The following is a 20,937-nucleotide window of genomic DNA, read 5'->3' on the forward strand; positions in this document are numbered from 1 at the left end:
CATACCATCATATGCGTTCCCTGTAACGGAGGGACATCCGTCGAGGCTTACCTTTCCTTATATAATATAGAAACTTTTCAGCCCGAGGCTCGGAAGTGATTTTCGAAAAATCCTGTACTTTCACCGGGCTCACACCTTCCCCGGTTCGCTGGGCATTTCCAGAAGTTTCTACTGTCTTCGTCACAGCCTTTTACACAGAAAACATTATAAAGGTGGCTGAAGAGATTTGTCAAGGCTTTCGCTGCTATTTCTGCTTTGTATAAACCATAAATTCATCCCAGGCAGCATCCTGAAGTTTATGGAACAGTTCATCCGCTTTGCCTCCTACCGGAATCTTATCTACTTCCGTAATCCGATTGCAGAGAGTTCCGGAACTGGTAATGATCAGTTCGTCGGCATTCATTGCCTCTGTTACCGTAATTTCTTCTGCTCTGGTTGGTACTCCCAGTTTTTCTGCGGTCTTAATCAGATGCTTAATGGCAATTCCCAGAAGAACCTTGTTATCAAAGGGATGATATACAAGCGTTCCGTCAATCAGGAAAGAAACATTGGAATGAGCCATCTCTGTTACCCGGTCACCTCTGTGGAAAATAACTTCCTGACAACCTGCCTCTTTTGCCTTCTGGTTGGCAATAACACTGGGAATCAGGTTCAGGGTCTTAATATTACAATGAAGAAATCTGGTGTCTTCCAGTGTAATGGTATGGAATTCCTTCTCTTTCGGAGACAGATCCATTGGCATCAAAAATGCCATCAGGTTCGGTTTCACCTCTGTCTCATCTGGGAAGAGATGATTCCGTAATGCCGTTCCCCTGGAAGTCTGCCAGTAAAGAATTCCCTTTCCGTCATTTCCATCATAAGCCTCTACCAGACTGTACAGAATCTTCTCCAGTTCTTCTCTGCTATACTGAAATGGAATACGAAGAAGTCTGCAACTGTTATAAAATCGGTCAAAATGATCTTCCAGTGCAAAAATGACTCCATTCTGTACATAAGTAGCATCATAGCAGCCATCACCAAAATATACGGCTCTGTCCAAAATCGGGCAACTGATCTCGCTTAAAGGTCCTATCGTTCCATTGTAATATCCAACTTCTTTCATACTCTTGACTCCTCTACTGCCGGTACTCCTTCTACTTTGAGAATTGGCTCTTTCTTCAGAATTTTATAAACACCGATCGTAAGAATCGGAACCAGATACAGAACCATAAATGCATAAGAAATAGCTGTGTATCCTTTTTCAATCAATGCAATAATTCCAAATTTGGACATCAGGCAGGCAGATATCAGGATCACAACGGTTATAACTGCCTGTTTTTTGCTGCCGAGTTCCTTCTTATTAATCTCTGTAAGTCCTACATTAATCCGACCAAGCAGTGCGTGGATAACACCAGTTGAAGTTTCAATAAGAGTCCATCCCATAACTACACCAAAGGCAACTGAGCAGATTGCCGGAGCATCGATGCTGTTCATCATGACAAGCCACGGAATCTGAGCACCAAGTACTTCTTCACTCGGATAGAAACTCATCAGTGAGAAATAAGTCAGGAACCACGGGATGGTCATCAGCACGCCTGCCAGCAGTCCACTGACTACACACTGTTTTCTGGATTCCTGTCTCTTCAGAGAGAACATGGATGCCGGATATACGCAAAGATTATATGCCACATAGATGACACCAATCCAGAGAACCGGAAGAATACCGGTCTCTCCGGTATAACTCATATCAGAAGTTGCCATTACCCGGGTAATATTATCATGTCCGTTTATGATTACCATGCCGCTGAAAATAATATATCCTGCATAGAGAAGAACTGTTCCCCAGGTTTCAAAACGTTCAATCAACGCATCACCAAAGAACATCAGTCCGCCGGTTACAGCTACAAGTAAAACAACTCCTGTCCAATAATTCAGTCCCGTTGTCTGTTCGACTATAGAACCGCTGGCCGATGCCATAATCGCGATAACAAGAATCATCATCAGTACATATGCCACATCAAACAACGGCCATGCCGGTCCGATCAGCACTTTGATCATACTCTTGTAATCATAAGTCTTATATAATCTGGAAATTTCGAAAGTCAGAACTGCAACAACCGCAAATCCGATCAGAATACCGATTCCTGCGACCCATCCTTTCGCTCCAAATTTTGCTCCGTAGGATACGATCTCACGTCCTGTTGCATAGCCGCCTCCAATCAGTACTGACTGAAGCAGAATGCCTGGCAGAAGATATTTTCCGAATCCGCCTTCAAAGAATCCTTTTTTCTGCGTTCCACTCATATCAATTGCCCTCCTTTTCATTCATAAAGTAAAAAAGAGCAGACAATGAATTTTTTGACTTCATTGTCTGTTCTTTCGTGTTGCGGCTATTATGCTCTTTTTTTCTGTTTTCGTCAATCTTTTTCCCGTATTCGATAATATTTTCTGTATTTTCAAAATTCCTTTTTAATTTTTTCGATTTCTCTTTGAAAATCAGCAGAAACTTTTTTTAAATATTATGAACTTTTCCTATCCTCCCTTGCATGCCCTACTTTAATACACTATAATAGCAAATAATAACATTCTTTTTATGAGGTAAATCATGCATTTTATAAATAGATTAAAACGATATCTTCTCGTATCAGTGCTTTGTGTTACCACCGTCTTTTCCATGCCGGTGCAGGCAAAGACAAAATCTAAATCTAACGCACAAAAAGCCGCTGAGCAGGCGGCCGCTGCTGCCCTTCAGGCAGAAGTAGATGCCCGTTACAATAAAGAAATTGATTCCAACTCCTGGGAAAACTGGCCGACAGGCCCCCAGGTCTATGCAGAATCTGCCATTGTCATGGAAGCTTCTACCGGTACCATCTTGTATGCAAAAGGCATTGACGAGCAGCATTATCCTGCCAGTATTACCAAGATTATGACCGTACTTCTTGCTCTGGAAAACTGTCAGATGGACGAGGAAGTTACATTCTCCCACAATGCCGTTTATTCTATTGATTACGGAAGCAGCAGTATTGCCCGCGATGAGGGAGAGGTACTGACTGTAGAGGAATGTCTCTACGCTATCATGCTGGAATCCGCCAATGAGTGCGCTAATGCCATCGCAGAGCATATCTCCGGTTCCACAGAAGAATTTGCGAATCTGATGAACCAGAGAGCTGCCGAACTGGGCTGTACCAACACGCATTTTGCAAATCCCAGCGGACTTCCCAATGAAGAACACTATACCAGTGCCCACGATATGGCACTCATTACCAGTGAAGCCACAAAACATGAGGAATTTCGAAAGATCAGCGGCACTTCGCGTTATGTCTTACGCGCTACCAACAAAAAATCTGACGAACTGTTGATGAATAACCATCATTATATGATCTCCGGATACAAGACTTCCAAGTATCTGGATCCGACAGTATTTGCCGGCAAAACTGGTTATACCACTGCTGCACTAAATACACTGGTTACCTGTGCCACCCGAAATGGTATGGACCTGGTCGTTGTCACTATGAAAAGCCAGGGAACTGCGGAAAAGGGAGTCCCCATTTACCCGGATACACAGAATCTGTTAAATTATGCCACAGAAAATTTCCAGAAAGTAAATATCGCTGAAAATGAAACGAACTTTACGATTGGACAGAATCAGATGTTTGATGCCGGAACCTCCATTTTCGGAAATTCTGCACCAATGATTCAGATGGATACAGAAGGCTATGCCATACTTCCTGTCACAGCCTCCCTGTCAGATGCCACTCCAAGCCTGACCTTCAATGACAACAGTGATGGGACGGATTCTGACATTATTGCCACTCTAAGTTACAGCTATGCGGGCCAGACCGTCGGTTCTACCAATCTCTATATGGCAGGCACCACCGACACGCAGTTCCCGTTTTCCAACACAGAGAACGCATCTGATGCCGCTGACGGTTCCGCCTCACAGAATCATATTTCGACCGCCCGGACTGCATCCGGTATGCGGGTGATCAAAATTAACCTCCGGGTAATCGCATGGGCTGGCGGCACACTGGCAGCACTGATTATTGTCATCCTGCTGGGCCATAAAATCATGAAAAACTATTCCATCCGTTTTGATTTTATAACAAAATGGAGAAAGAGAGCAGACCGCAACTCTTTCTCCAGTAAAAACCGCAGACGTTATAAGAGCAGAAAACGCTGGAAAAGCAATTTCTTCAAAAAGTTCAAATAGGCAGAACCGTTATTCCTGTTCGCCTTCGTTCGCTTCCTGCATGTGAACCTCTTCTGATACCGCGCCGTCGGCATACCTTACACGAAGTACTGCCTGTGGCCAGTTGAGGTTCACGATTGCTTTTTTCTGACGTTCTTCTCCTGCCTTATGAATCTCATCCAGCAATTCCTTTAACACTTCTTTTGTCAGATATCCTCCCCTCCAGTGAAAATCCAAAGTTTTCCCCTTCTTCGCGGCCTGCAGGGAACGTTTATACACATCTTCCACCTTCGTGAACGACAATTTCTTCTCTTTGTAATAAAAATGACCGCCATCTGTGCAGGATGGTGCCGGTGCAATCAAAGGCTCATGATCCCTGAAAATATTTTTATCATCCAGATTAAAGTAATCATACCGGATCTCTTCGTCTCCCAGACTGTTATCAAAGGTCGCATCCAGATGATAATATGTCCCGCCGATCTTTACGATATTCCAGGTATGACGATATTTGATCCCTTTCTCCGGGTTATTGCCACAGATGGCAATGACGTTCCAGACGCCCAGCGCATCCAGAAGCACCTTTACAGATTTTGCAATTCCTTCACAGACACCGACCCCCTGTCCCAATGGTCCGATGATCTCATGAGAATAAGATTTTTTCAGCTTGTCATACCGGACATTCTGACAGATAAAATCATGTACATATTTCTCTTTTTCCAGCTCGGACATAGATTTTGCCGGACGCACCAGCTTCTCCACACGGGATGCCATTGCTTTCTGATGTTCCCGGATTTTTGCCTTTTCAAACAAATACTCCGGCAGGAAAATCAGATTCCCGGAATTCTCATAATACCGATACTTAAATCCCGTTGCCCAGAAAATCTCCGGATGATCAAGACGTAACTGAAAGAAGATATTATAAAGTGCCTCTCCACTCACCCGCGGCATCTGCCACTCATCCGCCAGACTGATCAGACACTGCTGCATGGCGTGATACACCGCCTGGTGTTGTTTGTTCAACTTTGTATAATAGTAGGGTTCCATTTATCATATTTCCTTTACGTTTTTTCAGTATGCTTGCGGATCGCTAGGCATATACTTTGGCTTTCTGTTGCTCTACCCAAAACTTCTCTTGTCACACCCGTTTTTCTCCCTTTTTACAGGCAATCGGGCAGATAAACATGAACTTTCTTCATACATCCAACAATTCTTTCTTTCATGGGTAGCACTGTTTATCAAATTTCTATATAGCCAAAACGTTTCATGATCTACCGGATATTGCACTTAAAGAGTCGCAGAACTTGTCTTTTTGGACTTTATTTTTAGGAATTTTCTCATATGCCCAATTTCTAGATGTTCAAGATTTTAATAGCATCACTTTTTATGAAATCCATTGTGACATGCTCCCTCCACTTAGCTAACGCTTGAAGTGGGGGCTTCTCGTTCGATTGCCCTACTGGGCAAAGCATAGGCGAGCTATCCCCGTGTGTCCCACGGTTCTGTTATTATGACGGGACTATTTCGTATTTACACAGTCCCGAGCAAAATCTATGTTTTTTGAGAAAAATCAGAAAATTTTTCTTTTCATATCAAGTTCAACTCCTGATATTCTCAAGCCCTCCCTACAAATATTGATAGCTGCATTCTCATCACGGTTCATCTGATTTCCACAGGCGCAGCTATACGTACGATCTTCCAGTTTCAGCTCTTTTTTGAGTTTTCCGCAGCAGCTGCAGATTTTTGAACTGGGATACCACTTATCGATACGAACCAGTTTTTTACCGGCACGTTCTAATTTGTAAAAAAGAAAATCAGTAAACATTCCCCAGCCATTATCATGAATACTCTTTCCAAACCTTGAATCCTCGCTCATTTCTTTCATATTCAAAGATTCTATGCATACAAGATCGTAAAAATTGGTTATCTTTCTGGATTCCTTGTGCAGATAATCTTTCCGCTGACGTGCGATATGAGCATGGAGTCTGGCTATTTTCCTTTTCTGTTTCATGTAGCGGTTGCTTTCTTTTTCGCAATGACTCAGCCTGCGCTGCTCCCTTGCAAGTTTTCCCTGGGATTTTCGGAAAAAGTGAGGATAACCAGCATGAGTTCCATTGGAATCTACATACAATTCACTCATGGAAAAATCAAGTCCGATTACGTTTTTTACTGGTGCGATTTCATGTTCCAGATCTTCTGCCGCATATAGTAATGATGCATAATACTTGTCATCAGCTTCTTGGATGACGGTGACCCCCTTCAATGTATAACGATCATCGATACTCCGATGCTGTTTTATGCGGATCCAACCTGCTTTCGGAAGTTTTAGTTTACCATTCTGCAAAGTAATATTTCCATTTACACAGTTTGTCGTATAACTTCTTACCGGATTCTTTTTTGACTTGAACTTCGGGAAACCAACGGAAGAATCTCGAAAGAAGTTCTTGTAGGCCGTCTGCAGATGGAGCTGTGCATTGCACAATGCCAGGCTGTCTACCTCTTTCAGCCACGGAAACTCTGCCTTATACTTTGCAGGAGTAACCTTTAATACTTTTCCGGTTTTCTCATAATATTCTTTCTTCTCTGCCAGCATCCGGTTATACACAAAACGAACACAGCCAAATGTCTTTGCAAATAGTTCTTTTTGAGGTTTATTCGGGTAAATCCGAAAACGGTACACGATGTTCACTCTTATTTTCTCCCTGCGTTTCTATGTACTGGCGGATAACCTCAATGGGTGCACCACCAGCACTTAACAGGCAAAAACTCTGGCTCCAGAACATTTCTTTCCAAAGCTTCTGCAGAATCTCCGGATACTCTTTTTTTATCAATCGACTGCTTGCACTTTTATACGCATTGATAAATTTACTGAGTTCCGATTTTGGATGGGCCCGGAACATGATATGAACATGATCCCGATCATGATTCCATTCCTCTAATGTAATGTGATACTTCGGAGCGATATATTCAAAAATCTCCCGGGCACGATCAGAAACAGGATCTGTCAATACCTTTTTTCGGTATTTTATGACCAGAATCAAATGATAATAGAGCAAAAACACTGAATGTGCATTATTATCTAATTTTCTCATAAAATCAGCTTTTCATTTTATTTTCGACTGATTATATCATAGCATAAGAACATTTGTTTGTCTATACATTGCAGAACGTTTGTTCTTTTTTCTTGTCTTCATTTATGCGCACAGATATGTACAGTTCTAATATGCCAGATATTGCATGATTTTCCCTGAAGGCAATTCATCTCACCACCTAAAGAGGATGGGAAAATTCTTGCAAAGTGTTGTTAAAATCCGTCCTGCCAGTCTCGCCGCCGGTGCAGACAAAATCAGATCAAGCGCCAGTATTCCCATTCCGGCCAGCATACAGAGATGATTAATCCAGCCTCGAGAGGAACATATTCCCATACAGTATCCCTTTTTCCAGGGCCAGAATAATTTCACAGATCTCCGGTTCAGAAGATCCAGTGCCAGATGAGATAAAAATCCCACTGCAAAATAAGGTGCAGCATCTGGATAAATCACATCCACACACCCCGTGAGCATAACTGCTCCAAGAAAAGAATGCATAAATGACCGATGCGGTGTATCCCGGCCATAGAGACAGATCACCAGGAATCCAAGCACTCCTGTCAGAAGTCTTGCGATGCTGCTGTCCCTCATGAGACGGTTGTAGATACCCACATGGAATTTATAGTCCAGGATAATAACTACAGCAGAAACTGCAATCACTGCTGCCATAATTTTATCTGCTTCCTGATGTGCCTGCGAGGTGCCAGAGTCTACATCACTGATCATACTTCCAATTGCCGCTGCTCCAGCACCTGCAACCAGTGAGGACATAGACTGCGGATGAAGAACTGCCAGACTCACTGCAGTCCCCACAAAAAAATGTGTTCTTCCCAGCATCCTTCTTATATCCTCCTGGGCTTGCAGGAACAACCGATTCCAAGGCCTCCCGGTCCAATATGGCAGCTGACACCCAGAGACAGTTCATCACATACCACATCCATACCCGGAAATGCTTCCTGAATCTCCTTTACCCATTCATCGGAAGCTTCTTTGGAAGCGCTGCTGGCAGCCAGAAGATATATTTCACCTTTTTCAACTTCCTCTTTAAAGTTGGTAGCAAATTCATTTTTCATGGCATCAATCATCTCTTTTTTTGCACGATGGAATCCATGACATTTCTTATATGTTTCCAGTATTCCGGTACTGAACTTCAAAACTGGCCGGATATTCATAAGGCTTCCCAGAGCTGCACTGGTCTTACTGATTCTGCCACCGCGTTTTAAGAATTCCAACGTTTCCACACCGATGTAAATCATGCTTCTCTCTCTGGCTGCTTCCAGCATTTCCTTAATCTGCCCGGCGGAATAACCTTCTTCAATCAGCTCCAGTGCATCCAGCACTGTTCTCTTCTGGGTAGAGGAAACACGTCCATTATCTACCACAAATACCTTCCCGGCATATGGTTCTTCCTGTGCAAGCATCATGGCTGTTCCGCATGCTCCGCTCAGGGCGCTGCTCAGCGGAATATATACGATTTCCTCAAACTGCTCAAGTGCTTGATCCCAGAGCTTACACACTGCATCCGGTGTTGGCTGGGAAGTGCTGACTTTTGCACCGCCTCTTACTTTCTCGAAAAACTCTTCTCTCGTAATAGTCACATCTTCATAATAACACTCATCATCCAAATAAAACGGCATGGGCAAGAGCAGTACCCCAAGTTTTGCCGCTTCAGCCGGCTTGATACTACTGTGGCTGTCCGTCACAACACCAGTTTTTTTCATTTGTTATCCTCCCGTATATTCCATTTCGTTTTATATTCATTGTTAAATAAATGATTATAATCCTCTAATATAAACTGCTTTTGAATTATAGCAGAAAAAGATACATGAAGCCCGATGCTTTCCAAACGCAAACCCTGGGTCTTCAAAAAACAAGCCCGAAATAATTCCCGGGCTTGTTTTTTATATAACTATTTGGAATTCCTCATTCTCGCCGTGATCCAGTAAAACGCCATTACAAAAACAATTCCCTTAACAACAGATGTCGCAGTCAACGCCCACCAGATACCCAGCAATCCTAATGCCGTACCGGACAGAAGTATTGCCAACGGAATTCTTGCACTGGTCAGTGTAATGCTGATGACACTGCAAAGATGGGTCTTTCCAAGTCCTGACAGCGCACCTACCGTCATCAGCTCCACGCTCATAAAGGCCTCGCTGTATCCGATAATGATCATATATCCCACCGCAGTAGCAATTGCCGTTGGTTCATGGAAGAAGACACCGGAAATCTGTTCCGGAAAGCAGACAAACAACAAGGTAATGAACAGTCCCCATACACCTACTGTTATCAAAGATGCACGATAGCCCTTCTTTACGCGATCCATCTTGCCCGCACCATAGTTCTGGCCAATAAATGCATTCAACGCCGCACCGAATCCGTCCGCCGTATTCCAGGAAACAGACTCGATCTGTCCACCCACTCGCTGAGTAGCAATGGCTTCCGCACCAAATCCGGAGACCATCCGCGTCAGCACCATGGAAATCATGCAATACGCCATGCCCTGCAGCGCCGTGGGAATTCCAATTTTACAGATTCCACGCACGTACTTCGGTGGGATTTTTTCAAACAGCTGAATTCCTTTTAAAACATTTTCTTTTTTTGTTACGAAAATCCTCATGACCAGAATACTCATAACAATGAACTGCGCTGTCACAGTTGCGATGGCTGCGCCCGTTACGCCCAGCCGGGGAAAAGGTCCCGGTCCCAAAATGAGCACCGGATCCAGAATCATATTGACTGCAAGACCAACGAGATTCGCTGCAAAAGGCGTTTTAGAATCTCCCTGCGCTGTATAAAGTCCTGTCAGCGTCAATGACAAAAAGGAAAACATAATCAGCCCACAGGCAATTTTTGTATAAGAAAAAGCTGCCGCCAACGCCTCTGCATCCTCCAGCTTGAAAAATCCTATCAGTGGTTTGAGCAATATAAGAACAACTGCAGCAAACAAAATACCGAGCAATGCCGACATCTGCACCGCTGCCTGAGCATATCCATGTGCTTCTTCCTGTTCTCTCCGGCCAATATGCTGGGCCACCTGAACCTGTCCACCCATACGAGCCAACGACACCAGCCCCTGAGAAAGCCAGGTAAACATGCCTCCCACGCCAACACCCGCCACTGCCTTCGCACCGAGAAGTCCTATCCACGCCATGTCCGTAATATTATATAGAGTTCCCAGAAATGACGATGCCATAATCGGTATTGCCAGTTTTGTCAGTGTCTTTAAAATCGGTCCCTTGGTTAAATTTCCTTCCACTCTTTTGTTTCCTCATCTTGTATTTTCTTCTATATTTAGTATACAAATTTTAGAGGAAAAAACAACCAAAGCATAAAATTTATGGAATTATATTGGTGCGATATACATTTTCCATCTGGCATGATACTATCGATACATTATTCTAAATGATTTACGGAGGATATATGAAGAAAATTATTTTTTTAGGAATTCTGGCATGACGCTTTGCAGTATGCCCTTCTGGCTGGTGATCTGTTTCCTTGCACTGTCTTCACACAGTCTCCCTTCCTGCGGACAGACTGTCCAGTATCACCGGCTTTGCCAGAATCGCACTCATCGTGGCCGGCATGGTAATCAACAGTTTCGCAGCTGCCAGTTAAACAAAAAGCAGCCGTTCAGCATGATTGGCTCATACTGAACGGCTGCTTTTTATTTATTCATTGGCAGTAAATTGGCTTATTTGATTCTTAAAATCTCTTCTGCACGTCTTACTTCTTCTTCCGTAGGCGGCAGAACATTTTTTAAGGAGTAGGGAATTCCAAGAGCTTCCCATTTGTGAACTCCCATCGTATGATAGGGAAGGATCTCCACACGTTCCACACTTTTCAGTTCCCTTATAAAATCATACAATGTTTCCAGACTTTCTCTGGAATCTGTCAGTCCCGGAACCAGCACGTGACGGATCCACATAGGTTTTTTATGTGCTGACAGATATCTGGCAAATGCCAGAATGTTCCGGTTATCCTGTCCAGTTAAGGCTTTATGCCGTTCCGGATCCATTTCTTTCATATCCAGGATGAAGAGGTCTGTGACATCCATTAATTTCTGAAAGGATTCCAGATAATCCGGTTCCATACAAAACGGGCCTCCGCTGGTATCAAGAGCAGTATGAATGTCATGCTTTTTGGCAATGGAGAAGAGGTCTGTGACAAATTCCATCTGAAGCATGGCTTCGCCGCCACTGACAGTGATACCACCTTTGTTTTTCCAGTAGGGTTTGAAACGGTACAGCTTCTGAAATAAACCTTCTGCCTCCCATTCCTCACCGCCTTCTTTTGTCCAGGTATCCGGATTATGACAGTACCGGCAGCGCAGGTTACAGCCTTTCAGAAAGACTACACTGCGCACGCCCGGTCCGTCTACCAGTCCGAAACTTTCAATCGAATGTACCCGGCCTGTCATTACAGTGTCTTATGGCAGGTACGTGCGATGACATCCAGCTGCTGTTTTTTCGTCAGAGAGATGAATTTTACTGCATAACCGGATACACGGATGGTGAAATTCTGATACTCTTCCTTCTCCGGGTGCTCCATAGCGTCGATCAGCTTCTCTGTTCCGAATACGTTCACATTCAGGTGATGAGCATCCTGCTCAAAGTATCCGTCCAAAATCTGAACCAGATTTTCCACTCTCTCGTTCTCACTGTGTCCCAGTGCATCCGGATTGATGGTCTGGGTATTGGAAATACCGTCCAGTGCCCAGTGATACGGCAGTTTTGCAACAGAGTTCAGGGATGCCAGAAGACCGTTCTGCTCTGCTCCATAGGAAGGTGATGCTCCCGGAGCGAAGGAAGTAAATGCTTTACGTCCGTCCGGTGTTGCACCGGTAGCCTCTCCGTATACCACGTTGGAGGTGATGGTAAGAATAGAGGTACTCGGTTTGGAATCACGATAAGTATGACGACGGCGGATCTTGTCAAAGAAGGTTCTTAATAACCAGGTTGCCAACTCGTCTGCTCTCGGATCATCATTACCGTAACGCGGGAAATCTCCCTCGATCTCGAAGTCTTTGGTAATGCCTTCCTCGTCACGAATGATCTTTACTTTTGCATATTTGATCGCACTCAAAGAGTCTACTACATGAGAGAAACCTGCAATACCGGTTGCGAAAGAACGCTCGCAGTCATTATTGATGAGCGCCATCTCAGCAGCCTCATAATAATATTTATCATGCATGTAATGGATCAGGTTCAGTACATTCACATAAATGTCAGCCAGCCAGTCCATCCACCAGTCGAATTTCTCGATTACTTCGTCGTAATCTGCATATTCGGAGGTGATACGCTCCATCTTCGGTCCGCACTGGATTCTGTGTTTTTCATCAAAACCGCCGTTGAATGCATACAGCAGAGTCTTTGCAAGGTTTGCACGTGCTCCGAACAGCTGAATCTCCTGTCCCGTTTTCGTTGCAGATACACAGCAGCAGATGGAATAGTCATCACCCCACTCCGGTTTCATAACTTCATCGTTCTCATACTGGATAGAGCTGGTATCAACAGAAATCTTTGCTGCGTATTTCTTAAAGTTGTTCGGAAGGCTCGGGCTGTACAGTACAGTCAGGTTCGGCTCCGGGCTCGGTCCCATATTCTCCAGAGTATGAAGGAAACGGTAATCGTTCTTGGTTACCATATGTCTTCCATCCAGACTGGTTCCACCAACTTCCAGGGTAACCCAGGTCGGGTCACCGGAGAAGAGCTGATTATACTCCGGAATGCGGGCAAATTTTACCATGCGGAACTTCATGGTCATATGGTCAATGAGCTCCTGTGCCTCTGCCTCAGTTAAGGTACCGTTCTCAAGGTCTCTCTGAATATAAATATCAAGGAAAGTGGAGATACGTCCTACGGACATGGCTGCACCGTTCTGGGTTTTTACTGCTGCCAGATATCCAAAATACAGCCACTGTACTGCTTCTTTTGCATTTCTTGCCGGTCTGGAAATATCATAACCGTAGATCTTCGCCATCTCTTTCATCTCGTTCAGAGCTTTCAGCTGCTGGCTGATCTCTTCTCTCATGCGGATGACATCATCATACATATTTCCGCAGCCCGCACGGTAATGAGCCACTTTCTTGGCTTCGATCAGACGGTCAATTCCATAGAGGGCTACACGACGATAATCGCCGACGATACGTCCACGTCCGTAAGTATCCGGCAGACCGGTTACTACATGGGTTTTTCTTGCCAGACGCATTTCCGGGGTATAAGCTCCGAATACCGCATCATTATGAGTCGTCACATACGTCGTGAAGATCTTTTTCAGTTCCGGGTTAATCTCATAACCATAGGTTTCTGCTGCCTTGGTAGCCATTTTGATGCCGCCATAGGGCATAAATGCTCTCTTTAATGGCTTGTCCGTCTGCAGTCCTACAATCTGCTCCAGGTCTTTCATCTCTTCGTTGATGTAACCTGGGCCATAAGCGGTCAGACCGGAGACAACTTCTGTCTCGCATTCCAGTACGCCGCCTTTTTCCCGTTCCATTTTTTGAAGCTTCTGCACTTCATTCCATAATTTCGTGGTAGACTCGGTCGGTCCTGCTAAAAAGGACTCGTCTCCGTCATAGGGGGTGTAGTTTTTCTGGATGAAATCACGTACATTGATCTCTTCCTGCCACATTTCGCCACGGAAACCGTCCCAGGCTCCCTGACTGTCAAATTTTCCCGGTTTTGTCATCGGCATCGTCGGTGTTCCTCCATATTATCAGAATTATTTAATAAATTTTACTTCCGGATAGATTGCTTTCTTTGCTTCTTCTTTTCTCTCATTGAAAGCTACTTTGTTCTCCTCGAACAGGTTACGTCCCTGTGCATCGATAGATACGATCAGCGGACCAAATTCTTTGACTTCGTTGCACCATAAAGTCTCCGGCATACCAAGCTCATCCCAGTGATGCTCTTTGATCTTTACTACCTCTGTAGCTGCAACGACTGCACAGCCTGCCGGGAATACACAGTGGATTGCGCCAAACTCTTTGCAGGCACGCTCGGTGTTCGGACCCATTCCGCCTTTTCCAACGATAACTCTGACACCGGTCAGTTTTGTAAACTCATATTCAAATTTCTCCATACGCATGGAAGTGGTCGGTCCTACGGAAACCATTTCATAATCATCCTCAGTTCCCTCGATCTTACGAACGATCGGGCCTGCATGGAAAATAGCTTTGTCTTTGATATCATACGGAAGCTCTCTTCCGTACTCTACCAGACGACGGTGTGCCACGTCACGGCAGGTCATCAGATCGCCGTCCAGCCATACAATGTCACCGATTTTAATATCTTTCAGATCATCTGCGCTTACCGGTGTAACGAGAACTTTTTTATCTCCTCTAATTTCAATCATGATTTTTACCTCCGCTTATGCATTGAATTTCCAGGTGGAATGAGTATCACAGGTTACAGACAGATCTGCATTTACAACCAGATGTCCGCGACGATGAGACCAGCATCCTACGTTTACAGCAACACCGATGGTAGACGGATGACGTGCGGTATTCTCAATATTTACGCCCATAACGGAATATTTTCCGCCCATACCCTGCGGTCCAAGGCCAATTTTGTTGATTCCGTCTTCCAGAAGTTTCTCCATCTTTGCTGCATTTGCATTGTCATTGTGAGATCCGATCGGACGCATCAATGCTTTCTTGGAATTGAGTGCTGCAGTCTCTACGGAGGTACCAACACCAACACCTACCAGCAGCGGAGGACAAGCATTCAGTCCATAAGTAGTCATCTGATCCAGTACAAAATCAGTGATTCCTTCGTATCCTGCACCCGGCATCAGAACCATGGCTTTTCCCGGAAGCGTACATCCGCCGCCTGCCATATATGCATAGATTTCACATTTATCGCTGTTCGGTACGATATCCCACCATACGGTCGGAGTTCCTTTACCAACGTTTTTCTTAGTATTGTACTCATCAAAAGTCTCTACAGAGTTATGTCTTAACGGAGTTGCGAAAGTAGCCTGAACAACAGCTTCTTTCAGAAGTCCTTCCAGCTCGTTGATGTACGGGAAATTGGTTCCGCATTTCAGCCAGAACTGGAGAACACCGGTATCCTGGCAGCTCGGTCTGTTGAGCTCTACAGCCAGACCCTGGTTCTTGGTCATGGTCTCATAGAGAACCTTCGGAAGTGCAGCAGTTTCCTGAGAGCCAAGCTCCTCCAGTTTCTTTACTACATCATCCGGTAATTTTTTTCCGATATGGCCTACGAAATCAGCTACCATATCTGTTAACTGTTTTACTCCATTTTCCTTAGTCATTTTTATTACCTCCTGGTATTTATGAATCATTAAATTAACGTGCTTACGGATAGAACGGGAACAGGATCGGCAAGAGAACCATGCAGACTACAAAGGATACCAGAATCAGTGGTAATCCGGATTTTGCATAGTCATTGAATTTATATCCGCCAAGTCCTACTACCATAGTGTTCGCCGGCATGCCGATCGGAGTCGCATATGCACAGGAACCTGCAATAACGGTTGCGATAACAACTGCTCGCGGATCCGCTCCCAGACTGTTTGCCAGTGATACAGCAATCGGTACCATCAGAGCCGTCGTTGCTGTGTTGGACATGAAGTTCGTCAGTACACAGGTTACAATGAAGATTACCAACAGCAGAATAAGCGGATTCGGATTTGCACCCAGAAGGCCTACAATCTTGTCTGCAACCAGGACACCTGCTCCTGTCGTATCCAGTGCTTTTGCCAGAGCAAGAGAACCACCGAACAGAAGAACCACTTTCAAGTCAATGGACTTCAATGCATCTTTTTCAGAGATAACTCCGGTTAACACCAGTATGATTGCCCCGATGCAGGCTGATACCTGAATACTGATACCGATCTCTTTTTCAAAGATCATTGCTAAAATTACAAGAATCAATACAATCAGAGATACTTCCTGTTTCCACTTCGGTACATTACTGAAATCTTTCTGCTCTCCTACTTCCTCTGTCACTGCATTCTTTCCATCCGGAAGGAAACGGTATCCGATGAAAGCAAAGTAAAGAATTCCAAGGATCAGCATCGGAACTCCTACCGGAGCATACATAAAGAAGCTGGTGGACAATCCCATCTCCTGAAGTGCATTCACACCCATGAGATTTCCCGGTGCGCCAATAATGGAAAGATTTCCACCAAGTGCTGCTGCAAATACCAGCGGCATCAGAAGGCGGCTTCTGGAATAACCAGACTCATCTGCGATTCCACAGACAACCGGAATCAGGACTGCTGCCGTACCGGTATTGGATAAAAATCCGGACATGATACCTACAATCACCATAATCGCAACAATTAACATTTTTTCTGTTTTGGCAAATTTAGTAACCAGTCCTCCGATTTTATTTGCCATTCCTGTTTCAAACAGTGCCTGTCCTACGACAAACATGCCAACACAGAGAATCACGTTGCTGTTTACATACTGTGCGAAAGTCGTCTGTGAATCAAGTACTCCGGTCAGTGTCAGACCAATGGCACAAATAGATGCAGTCAGACCCAGTGGAATTTTTTCAAGAATAAAACTGATGACTGCAAATGCAAGAAACAGCAGAGTAATAGTTGTTTGAGACATTTATAATCCCCTTTCATCCTGTTAATATAACTGAGTTCCCTTTTGAAAATGTCGGCCGAACATATTTCATTTGTACTTTCATTATAATTATGGTTGTTCATAAAAACAAATTGTTAGATTATATGACCATATAAAAAATTTTTATGGAGTCAAATTTGAAATACCCGTTTTATACATTTTTACTAGGATAATGAAAAAAAATATGTTATTATTAATAGGAAATATCAGAAAGAAAGGACAGATACCATGACTTTGAATCAGCTGCGTTATTTCTGCACTGCAAGCCGCTGTCACAGTATCACAAAAGCCGCCGAAGAACTCTACGTAACCCAACCGACGGTCTCCACAGCCATTCGTGATCTGGAGATAGAATTTGGAATCAGTCTCTTTTATAGAAAAGGAAATCAGTTAATTCTGACCGGCGAAGGTGAAACCCTTTATGAGAAAGCCAATTACATTCTGCAGTACTGTACAGAACTCCAGTCGGACTGTTTTGGATTATCCCGCAACAAACCTCCTATCCGAATCGGCATTCCTCCCATGCTCAGTACGGTATTCTTTCCTGAACTTCTGACTGCATTTCAGAAGGAATACCCGGATGTGCCGGTCATGCTGGAAGAATACGCTTCCGTTCGTGCCTGTAATCTCGTCCAGAACGACAGTCTGGATCTGGCACTGGTCAATATGGAGCAGTATAACATCGATAAATTCCACCATGCCCTGTTAGCAAATGACCAAGTAGTATTCTGTGTCAGCAAAGAACATCCTTTAGTCCGAAAAGAAGAAGCCACGATTCAGGATATGGCACAGATACCCCTGATTTTCTTCAACGGAGACTCCGTCCAGAACCAGCTCCTGAAAATCCGGTTTGAACTGGAAGGTTTTACACCTCATGTTCTGATGCACAACAGTCAGATTTATACCACTCTGCAGTTTCTGAAAAATAACAACTGCGGATGTTTTCTCTATTCCAGCATGACAGACAAATTTCCGGATATCGTGCAGCTTCCATTAAAACCGCCGCTCTTTATTAAAATCGGTATGATTTGGAAAAAAGGAAAATATATCAGTAATGATATGCAGACTTTTTTGAATTTCACAAGAAAATATTATAAAGATCACCCGTTGATTAAGGAATAAAAAAACCAGTCTCACACCCATGGAAAGACTGGTTTTTAGTGCACATTATTCTATTTTTTCTAATTTATTATTTACACCAAAGCAAACTTTATCACCTTCATTGATGTTACGTTCATAGAGCATGGCATCTTCTATTTTTACAATCACTTCTTCTCTTGAAGAATTTATAAGAGTCACTATTGCCATGACTGGCATGTCTTCAAATCGTTCTTCACAACCGAAATCTAAATCTTCATCAATCCGTTTTACTGTATATATCATCAAAGAATTACACCTTTCTACCTTTTGAAGATGAGAATATCTATAACTGAATTTATATTACCATAGAATGGTTTGTTGCTAAAGAGGTCTGTTTCATTATTATTTTACAGAATCATGATTGCATATTTTACTTATCATCTTTATTATTTAAAAGGAAAGGAAAGAAAGGAAATGACAAATAGTAGAAGATTTTCAAAATATATTATGTCGATCCTGCTGTTTCTGCTGTTTGAAGCAGTAGCAATCACACTATGGCTCACAAAAGGCAACCTGTTCTATCTGCTGAATTTCAGCTACATCGGAGTCTGCCTTGGGATAGGAACAGCACTCTTTACCGCCGGGAAACGATATGCCCGCCATTTCGTACAGCTGGCGGTGGGAAACTATATGCTGCTGTACCTCGGTGTCATCTCCCGCGAGAATATGCAGATCGAAGGGTTCTGGTACTACCTGTTCCTCGGCGTATTTGAGGCGGCGACGATCCACTATGCGGTTGCAAAAATCTTTGGACCTCTGTTGTTCGGGCGCGGCTGGTGCGGCTACGCCTGCTGGACGGCGATGTTGCTGGATTTTCTGCCTTATAAAAAGCCTCAGAAACCGCGGAAAGAAAAGCTGGGCGTTCTGCGCTATATAATGTTTGCTCTGTCTCTGGCATTGGTGTCCGGGCTATTTTTGATGAAGACCGTACATCTGGAAAAAATCATGTTCTGGCTGTTTCTCGCTGGAAATGTGTTTTACTACATCGCTGGCATCGTGTTGGCATTCGCCTTCAAGGATAATCGCGCGTTCTGCAAGTATCTCTGCCCCATCACGGTGTTCCTCAAGCCCATGAGCTATTTCTCCCTGCTGCGGGTCCATTGTGACGAGAGTAAATGTGTCCACTGTGGCAAATGTCTGCGGGTCTGTCCCATGAACGTGGAGATCAACAAGGAAACCCGCAAACGAAAAAATGGAACAGAGTGCATCCTCTGCTACGAATGTACACTGGTCTGCCCAACAAAAGCACTGCATTAAAAAATAATAGTATGTAAATAAAATCGGGTTTGGGAGAATAAAAATGAGTGATATGATAAAATTTATAAACACTCAGAATCACTCTCAGAATCCGAGAATTGACCGTTTTCAGGCACAAACAACTCAAATCGACTTAAAATTCCAGGCTATTCGCATTCAACAAGAAATACTTTCAGAAGTATCTACTATCCGGCGGTATGCCGTACCTTGCCAACATCCGCTACGAGGATGCTCCTTCCAAGCTCTACCTTCATGACCTGTTCAACTCTGTCCAGCTCAAAGACATTGTGAAGCGGAACAAGATCCGTGACATGGACTTGCTGGAATGAATCATCGCTTAGGTGATTGCGAATGTGGGCACGACCTTCTCCGCAACTTTTCTGGCGAAGTTCCTCAAAAACGAGAAGCGAACTGTTGCACCGGAGACCATCCTGAAACACATCCACCACCTGCCATCCTTGTGACTGACAGTAATTCACCAGAATGTCCCTCTGGTTGGAAATACTGGCACTCTCCCCGATCAGTTCGTCATCTTTGGAAAGTCAGCAGTATACGCCAACTCTCCATGTTGCATTTCTATCTGTCAGGGCCACTACCAGTGTCTGTAAGGTTCCTACTGCACTCTGAAAAAATGCCATAATAAAATTCCTCCATTGATTTTTCATGATTTCCGGCTGTTCATTTTTACCGGATCTTGTTGTTTTGGGCATAAGAAAAGACCGGTCAGTGAGTAATTCACCAATCGGCCTTATGCCCTGTTCCATATTTACTTTTTCTTGATACATTTTGCTATAATCTTTTCCATATCCTCATCCAGTCCTGCTAAATAATGCTCTTCCTTAAGTCCGGAAAAAATCACATCAGCCTGACTTGAAATAAATCTGACATTACAAAACATATTTCCTTTCGCAATGTCTACTGTTCTTACTTTTCCTGCCCAGTCATACACATCTTGGAAAATATAAGCATGAATAGCCTGTAAATGCTTGAAATCAAATTTACCATTTATTGGTTTGTCCAGCAGTTCCAGCAATCTAAGCATTGTCAGCTTCCGTTCAAATATATGAAGCTTATCAAGATCTCTTATATCAAGCTTATTGATCAGTATATCTGTATCAGGATAACAATATTTTGTATCCGGCATATTATACCTCGCTCAATATTTTCGCTCTCGCATCATCAATGCTCATGTTACCACTCTTAATCTCCTGCAGCATACTAAGATCACTGTCACTCAGCTTTAGACCTTCCATCCTTAAGGTTGCAGCTACTTCCTTTATTTTCTCTTCATCCGTATAGGATGACTTTGCCAGCTTAACAGCAAAAGGAATTCCTTCCTGTATAATCAACTGATTCAGTGCCATATTGATATACGTAGACATATTAAGGCCAAGCTTTTCTAAAATGTTTGTCGCGTTTTCTTTTACGCTCTCTGGTGTTCTCGCTTGAACAATTCCCATACTTTCCATAAAAGCACCTCTCTTTCTTGTATATTTATTATATGACACTGTCTATACATAGTCAATCAGCAATTACTGGTTTTTTAGAATAGACCAGCCAGTAACGGAACCAGAGTCGTTCCGATCAGTGCCACTCCACCGCCGGCCATAAGCTGTTTTATCCCCAATTAGGTGTAAAACTCTGCTCGATGGCGGGCGGCGGCGTACAAAAAATCTATATGG

Annotated in this window: 20 protein-coding genes and 2 pseudogenes; 4 read left to right on the forward strand and 18 right to left on the reverse strand. The window is 43.7% G+C overall.

Annotated features, from left to right (window positions below; all coding sequences use genetic code 11):
- Positions 1-244 precede the first annotated feature (244 nt).
- Positions 245-1,102 carry an aminotransferase class IV gene (locus LKD36_RS10435; RefSeq protein WP_308459553.1) on the reverse strand — a complete coding sequence of 286 codons (858 nt, stop codon included), beginning with the start codon at positions 1,100-1,102 and terminating at the stop codon, positions 245-247.
- Positions 1,099-2,283, reverse strand: coding sequence for a YkvI family membrane protein (locus tag LKD36_RS10440; RefSeq protein ID WP_308459554.1), 1,185 nt, complete (start codon positions 2,281-2,283; stop codon positions 1,099-1,101). The genes LKD36_RS10435 and LKD36_RS10440 overlap by 4 nt, the downstream gene beginning before the upstream one ends.
- A gap of 301 nt (positions 2,284-2,584) precedes the next feature.
- Here LKD36_RS10440 and LKD36_RS10445 point away from each other — a divergent pair, with 301 nt between their 5' ends.
- Entirely contained in the window at positions 2,585-4,189 is a 1,605-nt protein-coding gene (locus tag LKD36_RS10445; protein ID WP_308459555.1) for a D-alanyl-D-alanine carboxypeptidase family protein, read from the forward strand.
- Between the two features lie 9 nt (positions 4,190-4,198).
- On the opposite strand, the gene LKD36_RS10450 is transcribed toward LKD36_RS10445, so the two are convergent.
- The 6 genes from LKD36_RS10450 to LKD36_RS10475 all read right to left on the reverse strand — a co-directional run bounded on the left by LKD36_RS10450 (position 4,199) and on the right by LKD36_RS10475 (position 10,513).
- A complete protein-coding gene (locus LKD36_RS10450; RefSeq protein WP_118771090.1) occupies positions 4,199-5,212 on the reverse strand; it encodes a transglutaminase domain-containing protein in 1,014 nt (337 codons plus the stop codon).
- A gap of 523 nt (positions 5,213-5,735) precedes the next feature.
- Complete coding sequence (locus tag LKD36_RS10455) at positions 5,736-6,854, reverse strand: RNA-guided endonuclease TnpB family protein (protein ID WP_308459556.1); 1,119 nt, start codon at positions 6,852-6,854, stop codon at positions 5,736-5,738.
- A complete protein-coding gene (tnpA, locus tag LKD36_RS10460; protein ID WP_308459557.1) occupies positions 6,817-7,257 on the reverse strand; it encodes an IS200/IS605 family transposase in 441 nt (146 codons plus the stop codon). The genes LKD36_RS10455 and tnpA overlap by 38 nt, the downstream gene beginning before the upstream one ends.
- Before the next feature lie 171 nt (positions 7,258-7,428).
- Positions 7,429-8,091: a metal-dependent hydrolase gene (locus tag LKD36_RS10465; RefSeq protein WP_308459558.1), complete on the reverse strand. Its 663-nt coding sequence runs from the start codon at positions 8,089-8,091 to the stop codon at positions 7,429-7,431.
- A 5-nt stretch (positions 8,092-8,096) separates the two neighbouring features.
- Positions 8,097-8,975: a DegV family protein gene (locus LKD36_RS10470; protein WP_308459559.1), complete on the reverse strand. Its 879-nt coding sequence runs from the start codon at positions 8,973-8,975 to the stop codon at positions 8,097-8,099.
- Positions 8,976-9,163: 188 nt separating this feature from the next.
- The gene (locus tag LKD36_RS10475; RefSeq protein ID WP_308459560.1) at positions 9,164-10,513 is read right to left on the reverse strand and encodes an MATE family efflux transporter; all 1,350 of its coding nucleotides are present in this window, start codon (positions 10,511-10,513) and stop codon (positions 9,164-9,166) included.
- A 160-nt stretch (positions 10,514-10,673) separates the two neighbouring features.
- On the opposite strand from LKD36_RS10475, the gene LKD36_RS17685 reads away from it, so the two are divergent.
- A complete protein-coding gene (locus LKD36_RS17685) occupies positions 10,674-10,910 on the forward strand; it encodes a multidrug resistance efflux transporter family protein (protein ID WP_408610920.1) in 237 nt (78 codons plus the stop codon).
- A gap of 38 nt (positions 10,911-10,948) precedes the next feature.
- On the opposite strand, the gene pflA is transcribed toward LKD36_RS17685, so the two are convergent.
- The 5 genes from pflA to LKD36_RS10500 are packed head-to-tail and all read right to left on the reverse strand — an operon-like array spanning position 10,949 to position 16,840.
- A complete protein-coding gene (gene pflA, locus LKD36_RS10480) occupies positions 10,949-11,674 on the reverse strand; it encodes a pyruvate formate-lyase-activating protein (RefSeq protein ID WP_308459561.1) in 726 nt (241 codons plus the stop codon).
- Positions 11,674-13,950 (reverse strand): formate C-acetyltransferase, encoded by a 2,277-nt coding sequence (gene pflB, locus LKD36_RS10485; RefSeq protein WP_308459562.1) that lies wholly within the window; start codon positions 13,948-13,950, stop codon positions 11,674-11,676. The genes pflA and pflB overlap by 1 nt, the downstream gene beginning before the upstream one ends.
- Positions 13,951-13,977: 27 nt before the next feature.
- A complete protein-coding gene (gene ttdB, locus LKD36_RS10490; RefSeq protein WP_308459563.1) occupies positions 13,978-14,610 on the reverse strand; it encodes a L(+)-tartrate dehydratase subunit beta in 633 nt (210 codons plus the stop codon).
- A 15-nt stretch (positions 14,611-14,625) separates the two neighbouring features.
- Positions 14,626-15,531 carry a L(+)-tartrate dehydratase subunit alpha gene (gene ttdA / locus LKD36_RS10495; RefSeq protein WP_308459564.1) on the reverse strand — a complete coding sequence of 302 codons (906 nt, stop codon included), beginning with the start codon at positions 15,529-15,531 and terminating at the stop codon, positions 14,626-14,628.
- 43 nt (positions 15,532-15,574) lie between these two features.
- Entirely contained in the window at positions 15,575-16,840 is a 1,266-nt protein-coding gene (locus LKD36_RS10500) for an SLC13 family permease (RefSeq protein ID WP_308459565.1), read from the reverse strand.
- 246 nt (positions 16,841-17,086) lie between these two features.
- Here LKD36_RS10500 and LKD36_RS10505 point away from each other — a divergent pair, with 246 nt between their 5' ends.
- Entirely contained in the window at positions 17,087-17,980 is an 894-nt protein-coding gene (locus LKD36_RS10505; protein ID WP_118771074.1) for a LysR family transcriptional regulator, read from the forward strand.
- A 45-nt stretch (positions 17,981-18,025) separates the two neighbouring features.
- Here LKD36_RS10505 and LKD36_RS10510 read toward each other — a convergent pair whose 3' ends face one another.
- A complete protein-coding gene (locus LKD36_RS10510) occupies positions 18,026-18,241 on the reverse strand; it encodes a hypothetical protein (RefSeq protein ID WP_308459566.1) in 216 nt (71 codons plus the stop codon).
- 171 nt (positions 18,242-18,412) lie between these two features.
- On the opposite strand from LKD36_RS10510, the gene LKD36_RS10515 reads away from it, so the two are divergent.
- Positions 18,413-19,255 carry a 4Fe-4S binding protein gene (locus tag LKD36_RS10515; RefSeq protein ID WP_308459567.1) on the forward strand — a complete coding sequence of 281 codons (843 nt, stop codon included), beginning with the start codon at positions 18,413-18,415 and terminating at the stop codon, positions 19,253-19,255.
- A gap of 428 nt (positions 19,256-19,683) precedes the next feature.
- Here LKD36_RS10515 and LKD36_RS17690 read toward each other — a convergent pair.
- The 4 genes and pseudogenes from LKD36_RS17690 to LKD36_RS10535 form a co-directional block, all read right to left on the reverse strand.
- Positions 19,684-19,854, reverse strand: a pseudogene (locus LKD36_RS17690) (recombinase family protein); the annotation flags it as partial.
- Between the two features lie 167 nt (positions 19,855-20,021).
- Positions 20,022-20,399, reverse strand: coding sequence for a Fic/DOC family protein (locus LKD36_RS10525; protein ID WP_118771064.1), 378 nt, complete (start codon positions 20,397-20,399; stop codon positions 20,022-20,024).
- A gap of 1 nt (position 20,400) precedes the next feature.
- Positions 20,401-20,724, reverse strand: coding sequence for a type II toxin-antitoxin system RelB/DinJ family antitoxin (locus LKD36_RS10530; RefSeq protein WP_118771063.1), 324 nt, complete (start codon positions 20,722-20,724; stop codon positions 20,401-20,403).
- Positions 20,725-20,798: 74 nt separating this feature from the next.
- Positions 20,799-20,879, reverse strand: a pseudogene (locus tag LKD36_RS10535) (Maff2 family mobile element protein); the annotation flags it as partial.
- Between the last annotated feature and the right edge of the window lie 58 nt (positions 20,880-20,937).

Origin of the sequence: Hominiventricola filiformis (assembly GCF_020686965.1) — a bacterium.
Classification (GTDB): Bacteria; Bacillota; Clostridia; order Lachnospirales; family Lachnospiraceae; genus Hominiventricola; species Hominiventricola filiformis.

Coding starts and splice junctions, on each gene's coding strand:
- LKD36_RS10435 (WP_308459553.1), bottom strand. CDS start 1,102: ATGAAAGAAGTTGGATATTACAATGGAACGATAGGACCTTTAAGCGAG.
- LKD36_RS10440 (WP_308459554.1), bottom strand. CDS start 2,283: ATGAGTGGAACGCAGAAAAAAGGATTCTTTGAAGGCGGATTCGGAAAA.
- LKD36_RS10445 (WP_308459555.1), top strand. CDS start 2,585: ATGCATTTTATAAATAGATTAAAACGATATCTTCTCGTATCAGTGCTT.
- LKD36_RS10450 (WP_118771090.1), bottom strand. CDS start 5,212: ATGGAACCCTACTATTATACAAAGTTGAACAAACAACACCAGGCGGTG.
- tnpA (WP_308459557.1), bottom strand. CDS start 7,257: ATGAGAAAATTAGATAATAATGCACATTCAGTGTTTTTGCTCTATTAT.
- LKD36_RS10465 (WP_308459558.1), bottom strand. CDS start 8,091: ATGCTGGGAAGAACACATTTTTTTGTGGGGACTGCAGTGAGTCTGGCA.
- LKD36_RS10470 (WP_308459559.1), bottom strand. CDS start 8,975: ATGAAAAAAACTGGTGTTGTGACGGACAGCCACAGTAGTATCAAGCCG.
- pflA (WP_308459561.1), bottom strand. CDS start 11,674: ATGACAGGCCGGGTACATTCGATTGAAAGTTTCGGACTGGTAGACGGA.
- pflB (WP_308459562.1), bottom strand. CDS start 13,950: ATGCCGATGACAAAACCGGGAAAATTTGACAGTCAGGGAGCCTGGGAC.
- ttdB (WP_308459563.1), bottom strand. CDS start 14,610: ATGATTGAAATTAGAGGAGATAAAAAAGTTCTCGTTACACCGGTAAGC.
- ttdA (WP_308459564.1), bottom strand. CDS start 15,531: ATGACTAAGGAAAATGGAGTAAAACAGTTAACAGATATGGTAGCTGAT.
- LKD36_RS10500 (WP_308459565.1), bottom strand. CDS start 16,840: ATGTCTCAAACAACTATTACTCTGCTGTTTCTTGCATTTGCAGTCATC.
- LKD36_RS10505 (WP_118771074.1), top strand. CDS start 17,087: ATGACTTTGAATCAGCTGCGTTATTTCTGCACTGCAAGCCGCTGTCAC.
- LKD36_RS10510 (WP_308459566.1), bottom strand. CDS start 18,241: ATGATATATACAGTAAAACGGATTGATGAAGATTTAGATTTCGGTTGT.
- LKD36_RS10515 (WP_308459567.1), top strand. CDS start 18,413: ATGACAAATAGTAGAAGATTTTCAAAATATATTATGTCGATCCTGCTG.
- LKD36_RS10525 (WP_118771064.1), bottom strand. CDS start 20,399: ATGCCGGATACAAAATATTGTTATCCTGATACAGATATACTGATCAAT.
- LKD36_RS10530 (WP_118771063.1), bottom strand. CDS start 20,724: ATGGAAAGTATGGGAATTGTTCAAGCGAGAACACCAGAGAGCGTAAAA.